The 13,693-nt window shown below is 74.5% G+C and carries 9 protein-coding genes; 8 read left to right on the top strand and 1 reads right to left on the bottom strand.

Translation table 11 applies throughout. From position 1 onward, the window contains the following. Positions 1-175: 175 nt before the first annotated feature. From ACWCPW_RS02940 to ACWCPW_RS02915, 6 genes are all read left to right on the top strand, one after another. Positions 176-2,113, top strand: coding sequence for a hypothetical protein (locus ACWCPW_RS02940; RefSeq protein WP_449759805.1), 1,938 nt, complete (start codon positions 176-178; stop codon positions 2,111-2,113). After that, positions 2,110-3,111, top strand: coding sequence for a hypothetical protein (locus tag ACWCPW_RS02935; RefSeq protein WP_449759804.1), 1,002 nt, complete (start codon positions 2,110-2,112; stop codon positions 3,109-3,111). Before ACWCPW_RS02940 ends, ACWCPW_RS02935 begins: the two co-directional genes overlap by 4 nt. A gap of 3 nt (positions 3,112-3,114) precedes the next feature. Further along, entirely contained in the window at positions 3,115-4,992 is a 1,878-nt protein-coding gene (locus tag ACWCPW_RS02930; RefSeq protein ID WP_449759803.1) for a vWA domain-containing protein, read from the top strand. A 60-nt stretch (positions 4,993-5,052) separates the two neighbouring features. Beyond that, on the top strand, positions 5,053-8,805 hold the full coding sequence (locus tag ACWCPW_RS02925; protein ID WP_449759802.1) for a VWA domain-containing protein: 3,753 nt from the start codon (positions 5,053-5,055) through the stop codon (positions 8,803-8,805). Positions 8,806-8,810: 5 nt separating this feature from the next. Further along, entirely contained in the window at positions 8,811-9,608 is a 798-nt protein-coding gene (locus ACWCPW_RS02920) for a PhzF family phenazine biosynthesis protein (protein ID WP_449759801.1), read from the top strand. Positions 9,609-9,767: 159 nt separating this feature from the next. After that, a complete protein-coding gene (locus ACWCPW_RS02915; RefSeq protein ID WP_406294152.1) occupies positions 9,768-10,220 on the top strand; it encodes a VOC family protein in 453 nt (150 codons plus the stop codon). 128 nt (positions 10,221-10,348) lie between these two features. On the opposite strand, the gene ACWCPW_RS02910 is transcribed toward ACWCPW_RS02915, so the two are convergent. Then, the gene (locus ACWCPW_RS02910; protein WP_449759800.1) at positions 10,349-11,260 is read right to left on the bottom strand and encodes a LysR family transcriptional regulator; all 912 of its coding nucleotides are present in this window, start codon (positions 11,258-11,260) and stop codon (positions 10,349-10,351) included. A 119-nt stretch (positions 11,261-11,379) separates the two neighbouring features. On the opposite strand from ACWCPW_RS02910, the gene ACWCPW_RS02905 reads away from it, so the two are divergent. Together ACWCPW_RS02905 and ACWCPW_RS02900 are read left to right on the top strand one after the other, a co-directional pair. Further along, positions 11,380-12,882 carry an MFS transporter gene (locus ACWCPW_RS02905; RefSeq protein WP_449759799.1) on the top strand — a complete coding sequence of 501 codons (1,503 nt, stop codon included), beginning with the start codon at positions 11,380-11,382 and terminating at the stop codon, positions 12,880-12,882. After that, on the top strand, positions 12,879-13,649 hold the full coding sequence (locus ACWCPW_RS02900; protein ID WP_449759798.1) for a siderophore-interacting protein: 771 nt from the start codon (positions 12,879-12,881) through the stop codon (positions 13,647-13,649). Before ACWCPW_RS02905 ends, ACWCPW_RS02900 begins: the two co-directional genes overlap by 4 nt. Positions 13,650-13,693 lie beyond the last annotated feature (44 nt).

The raw sequence follows: 13,693 nt of genomic DNA, 5'->3' as shown, positions 1-13,693 counted from the left end.
CTCGTCACTGCGAGCAGGCCTGCCCGGCGGGAGCCACCGCCGCCCACGAGCGCGCCGCCACCGGCCGGCGACTCCCGGGTCGGGCCTGCCGAATGGGACGAACAGGGGGATTCGTGCCAGGAGTTCAGCCACGGATGAGCAACTCGGGGCGGGCGGTCCGACGGGCCCGGGTGCGGTGAACGACCACGGCGGAGCCCGCGAGGTGGTGTGCCCCGTGTGCTGGGGCGTGATGCCGCCCGCCGGGCCGTGCGCGAGCTGTGACTGGCCGCCGCCAGCGCCGGGACCCACCGCCTATCAGGACGCGGCGCGGGCGTTCGACCACGCGGCCGCGATCCGGGTCGCGCACGCGCGCGGGTACGACGGCGTTCCCGACGACCTCGCCAAGCTGGTCCGGCACGGCCCGGTGCGCTCCGATACCGCGTTCCCGGCCGCCGAACCGCTCGCGACGTCCGGGCGGGCCGCGGCGCTGACCCTGCTCACCGCGCTGACCGCCGGCGAACTGGACCTGTTGTTGTTCCTGGAGATCGGCACGCGCCACCTGTCCACCCAGTGGGTGACCATCGACGAATACGGCTTCGTCCGGGTACCGGCACGGAACTGGGCCCGCCTGGAATGGCGCGGCGCGGTGCCGTGGCTGCCCGAGGACGCCGCGGCCCGGGACCTGACCCTGGCCGGCGGGGTGGGCCGCAGCCCCGCGGTGGGCACCGCGCAGACGCCCGAGCCGCTGGGTCCGCGAGCGCGGCGCGAACTGCGCCGGACCTGGGCCGGTTCGCTGGCCGAGTTGCGCGCGTCGGCCACCGGTCGCGCACGGCAGGCCTGGGCGTTCGTATTGGTCGAACGCCGACCGGACTGGACGTGGTGCGCGCTCGCCGCGGAGCTCGTGCACGAGATCCTGCCGCCCGCCGCGGTGCTGCGGGGCGGTCCGTACGCCGCCGAGGAGGTCGAACTGCCACGACTGGTCGAGCGGTTGGCCCTGGACGTGCCGGTTCGGCACGCCGTGCACCTGGTCGGTGTGGATCCGGGCCCGGACGGGCCGGGCCGAGAACGTCGGGACGTGCTGCTCGAACGCGGCGCGATACCCGGCACGGCGGGCGCGCCGCTGGCCGAGGTCACCCTGGGGCTGCGCGGTGGCGCGGTGGACGGGCACGAGGTGGCGGTGGTCGTCGCGGACTCGGCGAATCCGCGGCAGTGGTCCGAACTGGAACGCGTCAAGGTGGTCGCCCCGCCGGGCGAGGTCCGGTTCACCGTGGGCATGCCCACCTCCGGGCGATTGCGGTTCACTCCGGTGTCCGGCGCCGCCTGGACGGTGGCCGAGGGGCCCGCCGAGATCCGCCCGGTGGCCGCGGTGTCGCGCGGCCCGGCGCCGCCCCGGCCGCACTGGCACCGCGAGCGCACGCTCTGCGACCTGCTGTGCGCGGTCGAACTCGGCGGCGAGCCGAGCTCGACCCGGGCCCGACTCGACCTGGTCCGCGCGCTGCTGACGGCGGCGGGGCGCGCGGGAGACGACACGCCGTGGGGACGCGCGTGCGTGGTCGGCTACGACGACCACCCGCAACCCTGGCGCTCCGGGCACGATCCGCTCCGGTGGGTCGACTTCACCGACCCGGACGCGGCTCGGGCCGCGATCGCACACTGGACCGGCTCCGCGATCGTGGACCCCCATGCCGCGCCCCTGGAACACGTGTTCGCGCTGTTGCGCGGGAACGCGCTGGACTGGTCGCCGCACCGGCCCACCCTCGTGGTGACCGTCGGTCGACGCGGCCCGCACCCCTACATCGCGGGCGCCGACCCCGCCCGCTCGAACAACAGGCACCACTGGGACGTGGACCTGATGGCGATGCGGGCGGCCCGGCCGGTACGGCACCTGCTGGTGATCGACGACACCGGGCACGCTCGCTCGCCGGCGTCCCCGGCCACCGTGCGCACCCTGAGGGCGTGGCGCCTGCTGGGCGCGAGCGGATGCTTCACGCTGGGCGGCTGCACCCCCGCGGACCTGCTGCGGTTCGGCCACGACGCGGCCACCGACGCGGGCGGCCCGCCGCTGCTGCTGAACCTGATCGCCCGGCCCGGCGGGACCGGGATCGAGGTCGGTACGAAGGAGGAGCGCCGATGACCGAACCGAGCGTGCGCGCGGCCGATCCGTCGTTCGAGGACGCGGAGCGGGGTCCCACCGACGGCGTCGTGCGGGAGAAGCGGATCGCGCTGTGGGGTGCGCGGCGCTCGGGCCGCACCACGTTCCTCGCGATGGTCGAGGACGCCGCCGCGGAGACCCGGCGCCGCGTCGAGGAGGGTGTCGACGCGGGACACCACGTCCCCGGCTGGAACGTCTTCGGCGCGGACGGGGCCACCCTGGCCTTCGTGGAGAAGTCCCGCGCCTTGCTTCGGGCGGGCACGCTCCTGCCCGAGTCGATCACCTCGAACGACCCGGGCGGGTCGAGCCACCCGGCGCGCTGTCGATTCCTGTTCCGTCGCCGCCCGCGGACCCCGCTGCTGCGCCGGTTCGCCGACCGCACCCGATTCGTGGCCACCGTGCACGACCTGCCGAATCTGGCCGAGACCCGAGCCGAGGCCGTGCAGCCCACGCTCAACGAGTGCACGGGCCTGATCCTCCTGTTCGACCCGATCGGCGAGGCCGGCCACGGTCTCGACGACCTGACGAGGCTGCTCCGCGAGGCCTCCGCCGTGCAGCAGCCGCGGATGCCGTCCGTGGACCTGCTGCCCCTCGAACTCGCCGTGTGTGTCACGAAGATCGACGACATGCGGTTGTTCAGGGCGGCCAGATGGGGAGCGTGGACGGAACTCGACCGACACGGTCGGATCCGGATTCGCGACCCCAAGGCGTTCTTCCACTGGTTGTGCGACCCGGCGGGGCCGTTCGGCGCGTCGGCCGCGAACAGGCTGCCGCCGCTGCTGGAGCGGCACTTCGACCGCATCCGCTACTACGCGACCAGCTCCGTGGGCTTCTTCAGCCCCGACGGCGTGCCGATCGACCCGGAGAGCTGCCGCAACCTCACCTCGGACCGCACGCGCCTGGAGGGCCGGCCGCGACCGCAGGGGATCGTCGAGCCGATCCTGGCGATGCGGGCCACGCGCTGGGCCAAGGAGGGATGAGCGATGTCCCGACCCCGACGGAGCCCCGACCACCGGGCGATCCGCCGCGTACCGCCCGGCGTGCGCGTGGCGTCGCCGGCACTTCTCCCGCTTCGCCCGCTCCTCCTGCTCCCGCTGTTCGTCCTGCTCCTGGTGATCTGCGCGCCCACCGCGACCGGCGCCCGGCCGGCCGACGATCCCCGGTCCGCCGAACCGGAGGCGGCCACCTCGCGACTGCTCGACGAGCTGGGCGTGGACGCCCAGCCGGCCGACTTCTACATCGTCCTCGACGTGTCGACCTCGATGCTCGACGACGGCAACTACGACGCGGCCAAGGCCGCGCTGAAGGACTTCCTGCCGGCGGTTCCCGCCGGCGACCGGATCTCGGTGATCAGGTTCGGCGCGAGGACCACGACCCACCTGCCGTTGACCAAGGTGCCGCGGGGCGACCGGGAGATCGCGGCGTTCCTGGACTCGCTGCCCAGACCGAACGACACCGAGAGCGACTTCGGCGCCGCGATGGTGTCGGTGTCCGAGATCATCGCCAGGGACGACCGGGCCGTGTTCGGGTACCGGCCGCCCACCGTGATCGTGGTGCTCACCGACGCCGAGTTGTACGCGCCGGACAATCCGGCGTTCGCGAACGCCAAGGCACCCGGCTGGGCGACGCTGAAGCACGAGTACGCGAAGGCGGTCGAGCGGCGCGGCCCGATCGACGCCTACGCGCTGCCGCTCGGCGACAACGCGCGCGGCGTCAACCTGATCGCCGAGGTGTTGCCGCAGGCGCAGACCCTCAGCGGTACCGTCAGCCAACAGGCCGCGCGGCTGCGCGCCCTCGAACACGAGGCACGCAAGCGCAAGGGCGTCGAGCTGGTGCGGGCGGACAACACCGCGACGGTCCGGGCCACGTTCGGCCCCGGACCCGCGTCCCGGCCCGGCGTACGGCCGTCCGACGCGGACTGCGCCGACTCGACGGCCCCGGTCGGGCCGGTCGATCTGTCCACGCGCACCGTGCTGTGCCTGACCCTGACGACGACTTCGCGCCACATCTCGACGACCGTCACCGATCTGCGCACCGGCGACCCCGAGTTGGACCGGGGGCTGCCGCGCACCCCGATCGTCGTGGAACCGGGCGTGCCGCGCCGGCTCCCGGTGGAGTTGCGGGCCCGGGACCGGACCCGATCGGACCTGTTCGGCAGGTCGCGCGACTACACGGCCGCCACGACGCTGAGCGGGACCGTCACGGCCACCCGGGCCGCCGAGTTCGCCGCCCTGCTGCGTCTCGACGGCCCCTACACGGCCCCCCGTCTGCTCGGCGGCGAGCTCGACTACACCGGCCGGGTGCGCGGATCGGTCACCTGGTGGGTGTGGGAGTCGATCGCGCTGACGCTGGTGCTCACGGCGGCGACGACGACCGCGATCTGGCGGCTGTTCCCCAAGGACGCCTACCTCGAACTGAGCCTGGAGGACCGGCGGCACACCTTTCCCGAAGCCGCCCCGTTCCGGGTCCGGGGGCTGCGGCACCGGTGGGTGCACGAGCCCCCGTCGTCGACCGGCGCCACCACGACGTTCCTGGCCAGGGGGCGTCGGCCCCGAGCCGGTCGGGGCGTGACCGTGACCGCGCGGCACGAACACGGCGGCGTCGTCGACACGGCCCGGCGGCGGTTGCGCGTCGGCGAGAGCACCATGCTGTTCGGCATCTGCGTTCGCACACTGCCCCGACCGGCACCGGCCGCACCGGCGGCTCCGGTGCCGCCCCGACCGTCCGTCGTTCCCCCGTCGCCCGGGCCCGATCCGGAGATCGAGGGGTCCGGGGGGATGATATCGACCGATCCCGGGGAACAACCGAAACCGGTGGAGGCAACGGTCACCCAGCCGCCGAACCCCCGGCCGCCCCGCTGAACCCCCGGCGGGACGACCGGCCCCGACCGCGACCGGTATCCCGCGCACAGAAAGGTTCACGTGGACGCGACCGACCGACACGACCGCCCCCGCGAGACCGCGGGCACGTTGCGGGCACATTGGGCCTGGTACCACGACGGTGCGGTGCCGGCCTGCAGCGCGGGGCCGGAGCGGCGGGCGCACTTCGAGCGGCTGGTGCGACCCACGCTGGACGAGTACGCGCCGCCCGGGTGGGTCGGGCTGACCAGCACCGGGCGCGAGGACCCGTTCGTCGCGATGACCCTGCGTGATCCGGACGGCGTCCGCTACTTCACCGCGCCGTACGCCGAGATCGCCGCCGCCGGCGCCGGCTACACCGCGCTGTGGCTGGCCTTTCGCGGCATCGAGCTGCCCACCGACCGGGAACGACCCCTGCGGGTGCGGCTGCCCGGCCCGCCCGCCGAGGTCGCCGTGCGGGCAGGCGACTTCGAATGGCTCGCCGGGGTCGCGGCGGCGGTCCTGGCAGGCCCGGTGGTGATCACCGGCGGGGATCGACTGGACACCCGGGCCCGGCTGGAACTCCTGGACCGGGTGGCCGCGTTGCTGCCCTACGGCTGCCGCGCCGGACTGCGGTTCGCGACCTCGATGGGCTCCACCGGGCGGCTGCGGCCCCGGCTCGCGTTCGGCCGAGTGCCCGCGCCCGGCACGGTGCGGGTCGCCCTGGACGGTGTGCCGGCGGTGCCCGACCTGCCCGCGGCCCGGGCCTACCTGGGCGAACTGACCACGCTGCGCCGCCGGATCGGGCTCGACCCGCTGGTCGTCGCGCTCGCGACGCTGCGCGACCCCGGGACGCCCGCCGCCGGGGACCACGTGCTCGGGTTGCTCGCCGAGGCGGGCGCACGGGCCGGTGCCGGATCGCCGGCGGGGACGGGGGCCGGGACGGGGGCGGGCACCGGGGTCGACGCGCGGCGCTCGGCCGCCGCGTTCGTGGGCGCCGCCGCGGCCGGCCCCGCGGCGCGGGCGCCGGCGACCGAGGCCCGCCCGCCGTCGGTGCTCGACCGGTTGTTGAGCGGGGAGACCACGCTGTCCGGTCCGATCGCCGAGCGCTGGCGGGCGGAGGACGGCGACGAGGTGACCCGGGACATGGCCGCCGCGCTGCGCGCCCGACCGGCGGGCCTGGCGGTCGGCTGGAACACCGCGGTGGCGGCCGGGCGCGGCGATCGGCTCGTCCACGTCCTGCTCGGCCCGGTCCCGCCGCTGCTGGCCGACGCCACCCCGCCCGCCGGCACCGCCGCGCGGGCGCCGCGCGGCGCGGATCCCACCGCCAACGGCGCGGGCCGGGCGGACGGCGACGCGATATCGCCCGAGGCGCTGGTCGCCGACCTGTGCCGGTTGCTCGGCCCGGCGCCGACCACCGATGTGCCCGCGCTCTACGACGCGCTGTGGAACCACCCCGTGGTGCTGCGCCGGCTCCTGGACACCTCGGGAGCGGACCTGCGCGCGTGGCTGGAGGTGATCCGGCCGTGGGACGACCGTGCGCCGGAATGGCTGGCGCCGTACGCGCTGTTGGCGGGCGAGCGGCTGCGGCCCGCCGAGATCCCGCCCGCCGAGGCGGTGTTCACGCTGCGCGTGGCCGGGCACACCGACCAGGCCACGATCGCCGCCGTCCTGCACGACCTGTGGCCCACCCTGGTCCCGCTCACCGACCGCCGCGCGGATCCCGCCGCGCAGGGCCTGGCCGCGCTCCTGGGCGGACCGCTCGGACCGCAGGCTCCGGTCGCCGCCCGGGTGCGGGCGGACGTGCTGCGGCTGGCACTGGGCGGCGCGCCGACGGACGGGCCGTACGTCGCGGCGGACCTGCTGGCGCTGCGGCACGAGCCGGTCGCCGAGGGGCGCTTCGCCGGGTGGATCGCCGCGTTGTTGCGGGCCGTGCCGGTCACCGCCGAACTGCTCGGCGAACTGGTCCGCGCCGGGGATCCGGCGGTCACCGCCGCGGTCGCCGACGCGGTGCACGCCGACGCCCGACTCGCCGAACTGCCCGGTCTGGACAACGCGTGGTGGGCGGCGGTGGCCCGGGCCCGACCGGAGTTGGCCGCGCGCGCCGCGAGCGGCTGGTTCCGCGACGCGCTGCGCGGGGTGAACGCCGACGCGGCGGCCCGGGTGTGGGCGGGCGAGATCGTGGACGGCCCGGCCCGCTCCCGCCGCGACCTGTACGCGCACGAGGTCGGCCGCTGGTGGCACGGCGCGCCCGACCGTGAGCGCGACCTGCTGCTGCCGTATCTGGAGCGGGAACTGACCGCCCGCGGACCGACCCCGGCGCAGGCCCGCGAGGAGCTGCGGGCGATCCGGGTGTTGATCGCGGGGCACATCTGGGGGCCGGAGGCCGCACTGCTGATCGTCGAACGTGAACAGGACGAATTCGACGCGTTCCGCCGCCATCTCAAACAGCTGCGGACCGCGCTCAAACACGGCGACGGGCTGCGCGCGCTGGCCCTCCCGGTGATCCTCGCGCTGCTCGCGCTGTCGGCCGCGGTGCCCGCGGGCGACGCCGCGGCGGCCCCGCGACCGGCGGCGGCCGTCACCGCCGAGCCGCCCGATCCGTACGGCGCCGAGCGGCTGATCGCGAGCCTGGGCGCGGATCGGGAGAGCGTGAACTACGTGATCCTGGTGGACACCTCGGCGTCGATGAACCGCACCGGGCGCTACGCCGCGGTCCGCACGGCGGTGACCACGTTCCTGGGCCGGCTCAACCCGCGCGACCGGGTCTCGTTGATCAGCTTCGACGCGACCGCGACCGAGTACGGAAACGGCCTGGAACCGGTCACCGACCCGGCCGCGATGGCCGAGCGGCTGCCCGCCGTACGTGCCCCGGACCCGCCCGAGAACGGCCCGGCGGGCAGCCCGCCGCCGATTCGGGCGGAGGTGCCCAGCGACGTGAACGCGGCGCTCGACCGGGCGCTGACCGTACTGCGCACCTCCGCGCCGAACTCGGTGAACGGAGTCCTGCTGCTCACCGACGCGGCCCGCGACACGGTCGGCCCGGACCTGCGCAAGGACTTCGACCGGCTCGGCGAGGAGGGCCGCGGCATCGCGGGCTTCGCGATCCCGCTGGCCAGCGACAGCAGCGCGGGACCGGTGCTGCAGCGGGTGTTGCCGGACACGAAGGTGCTCCGGGACAACCCGGCCGACCCGGGCACCGGCCTGGCCCAGGCCCGGACCGGCCTGCAGTTGCGCGGCGCCGCCCGGATCGTGGAGGCGGACAGGGACAAGGGTGTGCGGGCGACCTGGCTGATGCCTCCCGCCGAGCAGCCGGACGCGCTGGACTGCCGGACGTTCCAGCCGGTGCCGTCGAACACCCGACTGGACCTGTCCTCGGGCCGCGAACTGTGCCTGCGCCTGGTGGCGACCACGAGCCGGGTACCGCTCCAGGTCACCCGGCTGCGGGTGGACGGCGTCGGCGTGGTCGGCCTCAAGGACGGCGCGCCGCTGCTCGCGCCGGGCCAACCGGTCTACTTCTCGGTCAACCTGGCCGCGCGTACCCACCGCACCGACGGCATGTGGGCGGACGCCGGCCACTACGAGGCGAAGGCGCGGGTGGCCGGCGAGGTGCGCACCCCGCTGGCCGAGTCGTTCAAGGAGCACCTGCCGAACACCCGCGTCGCGCTCGGACCGGAGGTGTCCGGGGACGATCTGCTCTATCGGGGCGACGAACGGGTGGACCTGAGCTGGTGGCCGTGGCTGCTGGTGGGCCTGGGCACGCTCGCGTTCGTGGGAGCCGTGTGGTTCGGATGGTCGTGGATCCGCCCGCGTGTTCGACGTCGTTGGGTACGGTGACGGGTATGCGGATTTTCGTCGTGGACGCGTTCACCGACCAGCCGTTCCGGGGCAATCCGGCGGGAGTGTGCCTGCCCGACCCCGCACATGCCGAGGACGTCGCCTGGATGCAGTCCGTCGCGGCCGAACTGCGGCACTCCGAGACCGCGTTCGCGGTGCCCCACCCGGGCGCCGACGCGGACTTCGGGCTGCGCTGGTTCACCCCGCAGACCGAGGTGGACCTGTGCGGGCACGGGACGCTGGCGACCGCGCACGTACTCTTCGGGCAGGGTCTCGCGGACACCTCGCGGATCCGCTTCGCGACCCGCAGCGGAGTGCTCGGCGCGTCGCTGGACAGCGCCGGCGTGGTCCTGGACTTCCCCGCGTTGCCGCCGCGCGAGGTGCCGGTCCCGTCCGATCTGGGCCTGGCCCTGGGCGTGGAGCCGATCCGGGTGGCCGCGGGCGGTGACGACCTGCTGGTCGAGGTGGCGTCCGAGGCGGTGGTACGCGCGGTGGACCCGGATCTGGGGATGATCGCCGCGCTGCCGTATCGGGCGGTGATCGTCACCGCGGTGGGCGCGGATCGGGCCGACTTCGTCTCGCGCGTGTTCGCGCCCTCGGTCGGCGTCGACGAGGACCCGGTCACCGGGTCCGCGCACTGCGCGCTCGGCCCGTACTGGGCTCCGCGGCTGGACCTACGCCGGATGACCGGCGCGCAGTTGTCCGCGCGCGGCGGCACGATCGGCGTGGAACTGGTCGGCGACCGGGTGCGGCTGTCGGGCAGCGCGGTCACGGTGCTCGAGGGCGACCTGGTCGCGGGCTGACCGGGGCGGGAGGCGCGAGCGGTCGGCCGTCGCGGCCGATCGAAACGTGGGCCTGCTCGACTCCGGTCGGAAAACGGCGGTGGATCATTGCGCCCGCCATTGCTAGCGTGCGCGGACCAACCGATCTGACGCATCGTCAGTAAACCCGGGAGTCGCGCCATGTCCGACGCCATCAGCTACAACGCGTCCCACCTGGGCCTGTGCGTCACCGACCTGGACCGCGCGCTGCGGTTCTATCGCGACGGCCTCGGCTTCACCCCCGTGGTGCGCTACGACGTGGGCAACGAGGTGGCACACACCCTCGAGGTCGAGGGCGACGTGCGTCTGGTCTCACAGATGATCGCCAAGGCGGGCATGGTCGTCGAACTGCTGCACTACGCGTCGCCGGACCCGCTCGGCGAGCCGTCGCGGCGGCGCAACCAGCTCGGGCTGACCCACCTGTCCTTCATCGTCGAGGACGTGGACGCCGCCGCCGCGCGGCTGGTCGAGTACGGCGGCACGCTCCTCGCCGACACGCGCGCGAGCCTGCCGAGCGAGACCGGCTCGACCGAACTGGTCTTCCTGGCCGACCCGGACGGGACCCGCATCGAGTTGATGCGTCTCGACGGCTGACCTTCGGGCGCGAACCGGCGAGGACCGTCACGGACAGGCACGGACCGGCGCAACCGGCCCGATCCGGGGCAGTGCGGCGCGGTCGTCCCGATCCGGGGCAGTGCGGCGCGGCCGGCCCACCCTCGGGCCTACCCGAGCGTCTCCATCAGCACGTCGCGCACGCACCGCCGCAGCCACGCGTGCCCCAGGTCGGCGTCGTTGCGTGGATGCCAGGCCAACCCCATCGGCAGCGCCGGCAGTTCCAGCGGCACCTCGAAGGTGCGCAGCCCCATGCCCTCGACCATCGACGTGATCTGGCCCGCGACCAGGCCGACCAGATCGCTCGCCCCGAGGATGAACAGCGAGGACGGGAAGGTCGGCGCGGCGCCCACCACCCGCCGTTCCAGCCCGAGTTCGGCGAGTGCCGTGTCGACCGGGCCGTGCATCCTGCCCCGACGCGAGACGATCAGGTGCTCGGCGGCGGCGAACCGCTCGGGCGTGCACCGACCGCGCAGCAGCGGGTGGCCGGCCCGCACGCAGGCGACCATCCGGTCCTCGAAGAGATGCTCGGTGAGCACCTCCGGCGAGGTGGTGTCGATCACGCCGACCTCCAGATCGGCGACCCCCTCGCGCAGCGCCGGAGTGTCGACGTGGCTCTCCGCGAGGAACTTCAGTCGTACGCCCGGCGCCTCACGCGCCGCGCGCGCGAACAACTGCGCGCCCCACGCGGCGGCGAAGGCGTCGTGCGACCACACGGTGAAGGTGCGCGACAGCGTGCCCAGGTTCACGTCGCCGGCGGCGGCGAACAGGGTCCTGGCGCGTTCCACGATGGTGCGCACCTCGGCCCGGATGGCCAGCGCGTGCGGCGTCGGCACCATCGAGCGGCCGGCCCGGACCAGGACCGGGTCGCCCAGCGCCTTGCGGATCCGGCCCAGCGTCCGGCTCATCGCGGGCTCGGACAGGTGCATGCGCCGAGCCGCACCGGAGACACTGCACTCCTCCAGGAGCGCGTCCAACGCGGTCAGCAGGTTGAGGTCCATCCCGGATTGCGTCACACGCATCCTTTCCATGCAAAACATGCACTGGAGTCAATCGGTTGCTCAGCCTACGGTGAACGGGTCCGGACACGCAGTCCCCGCAACATCCCTTCCTCCTTCGTCGGTCAGCTCCTGGGGGACCCATGTCCACGCCCGTCCTGGGCACGTCGGCGCCACGCGCCGGCGGTGCCGAATCCGAATCCGCCGGCGCGTCGCGCGCCGTGCTCCTCGCGATGTGTGCCTGCGTGCTGGTCGCGCAGAGCATGGTCGCCGCGATCAACCTGGCCATTCCGCAACTGGCCGCGTCCCGGTTGCATCCGTCCGCCGACAGCATCCTGTGGATCGTCGACGCGTACGTGATCGTCTTCGCCGGCCTGCTCATCCCCGCCGGCGCGCTCGGCGACCGCTACGGCCGCAAGGGCGCGCTGCTCGCCGGGCTCGGCGTGTTCGCCGCCGGTGCCTGCGTCAGCGCGCTCGCCACGAACTCGGCCACGCTGATCGCCGGCCGGGGCGTCTCCGGCGCGGGCGCCGCGCTGATCATGCCCGCGACCATGTCGATCCTGATGCACGTCTTCCCGGCCGAACGCCGGCCCCAGGCGATGGCGTCCTGGACGCTCGCGGTCGGCCTGGGCGGCCTGCTCGGCAACGTCGGCGGCGGTCTGGTCCAGGAATACCTGCCCTGGCAGGGCCTGTTCTGGATCATGGTCCCGCTGGCCGCGGTGCTCGCCGCGATCGTCCAGTGGGTGACCCCGCGAACCGCCACCCACCCGGCCGCGCTCGACCCGATCGGCTCCGCGCTGCTGATCACCGGCCTGGTCGCGGTGTTGTACGGGATCATCGAGGGTCCGGAGTTCGGGTGGGGCTCCACCCACGTGATCGGCGGCTTCGCGCTCGGCGGTCTGCTCCTGGGCGGCTTCGTGGTGCACGCGCTCCGTGCCGAACACCCGCTGCTGGACCCGCGCGTGTTCAAGTCCGCCAAGCTGCGGGCCGGCGTGCTCGGGATCGGCGCGAGCTTCTTCGGACTGTTCTCGCTGTTCTTCATCAACGCCCAGTACCTGCAATACGTGAAGGGCTTCTCGGCGCTGCGCACCGGCTTCGCGATCATCCCGCTCACGGTCGGCATGGCCCTCGCGCCCAAGATCGCGGTCAAGGCGCAACAGCGGGTCGGTACCCGGCCGTTGGTGGTGTTCGGGCTGGGCCTGATCGGGATCGGGCTGCTGTGCATGGCGACGGTGGACGCACGCACCCCGTACGCGGTGTACGCCGGGTTCCTGCTGGTCCTCTCGGCGGGCATGGGGCTGTGCGCGCCCGCGCTCTCCTTCGGTGTGGTCTCCGAACTGCCCAGGCACCAGGCGGGGTTGGGCTCCGGCCTGAACACCGCCGCGCGCGAGGTGGGGGCGGCGCTGGGGGTCGCGGTGTTCGGCACCATCCTGGCCGGCCGGTTCTCCGGTCAGCCGGCCGCGGAACTCGCCCGGACCCGGGGCGCGGAACACGCCCGGGTCGTGGACTCGTTCACCGACGCGATGTCGGTAGGCTTCCTGGTCGTCGGCGGCCTGCTGCTGGTGGCCACCGCCGTGGTCGCGATGGGCTATCGCGACCGCGCGGGCGCATCGGCCGACTCGGGTGCTTCCGGGAGGACCGCGTGAACCGCGAGACGCATCGGCGGCGAGGCCCGATGGGCCGGTTGCTCGACCGGGTGTCCCTGTCCGCCACGATCGTCGAGACGGAGTCGATCGCGGCTCGGATGCGACGGATCCGGATGCACGACGACGCGCTGCGCGGACTGTCCTGCCGGCCCGGACAGCAGGTTCGGGTGCATGTGAACGACGTGCTCTCGATGGCGGGTTGGCGCCAGGGGCCGGGCAACCTGCTGCGCACCTACTCGGTCTGGAGCAACGACCCGCGGGCCGGGACGCTGGACCTGTGCGTGCTGGACCACGACGGCGACGCCGGTCCCGGAGCCGCGTGGGGTCGGGCGGCGCGGCCCGGCGACCGGGTCCGGTTCGGCCGGCCCGAGGGCGGCTTCGTGCTGCGTCCGGAGGCGCCCTACCACGTGTTCGTCGGCGAGGAGACCGCGTCGGTGGCGCTGGGCGCGATGATCGCGGCGGTGGGGCCGGCGGTGAACGTGTACGGGGTGATCGAAACCGCGACCGCGGCCGACCGGCTGCCGATACCGCACGCCGAACGGCTCACCTGGCTCGAACGCGGCGACGCGTCGGCGGCGTCCTCGGCGACCCTGGCCGACGCGGTGGGCCGCCTGGCGCTGCCCGCCACGCCGGGCGTGGCCTACGTGGCGGGCGAGGCCAAGACGGTCAAGCTGGTCCGGGACCGCCTGGTCGCCGACCACGGTTGGGGCCGCAGATCGGTGATCACCAAGCCCTTCTGGTCCCCGGGCCGAACCGGCATGGACTGATGCCCGGGACGCCCGCGCTCGCCCCGTGGCGCCGGCCGGGCCGT

The organism is Embleya sp. NPDC001921 (assembly GCF_053594475.1).
The sequence above is the reverse complement of the archived record's forward strand: the minus strand, read 5'-3'. Positions and strand labels throughout refer to the sequence as shown.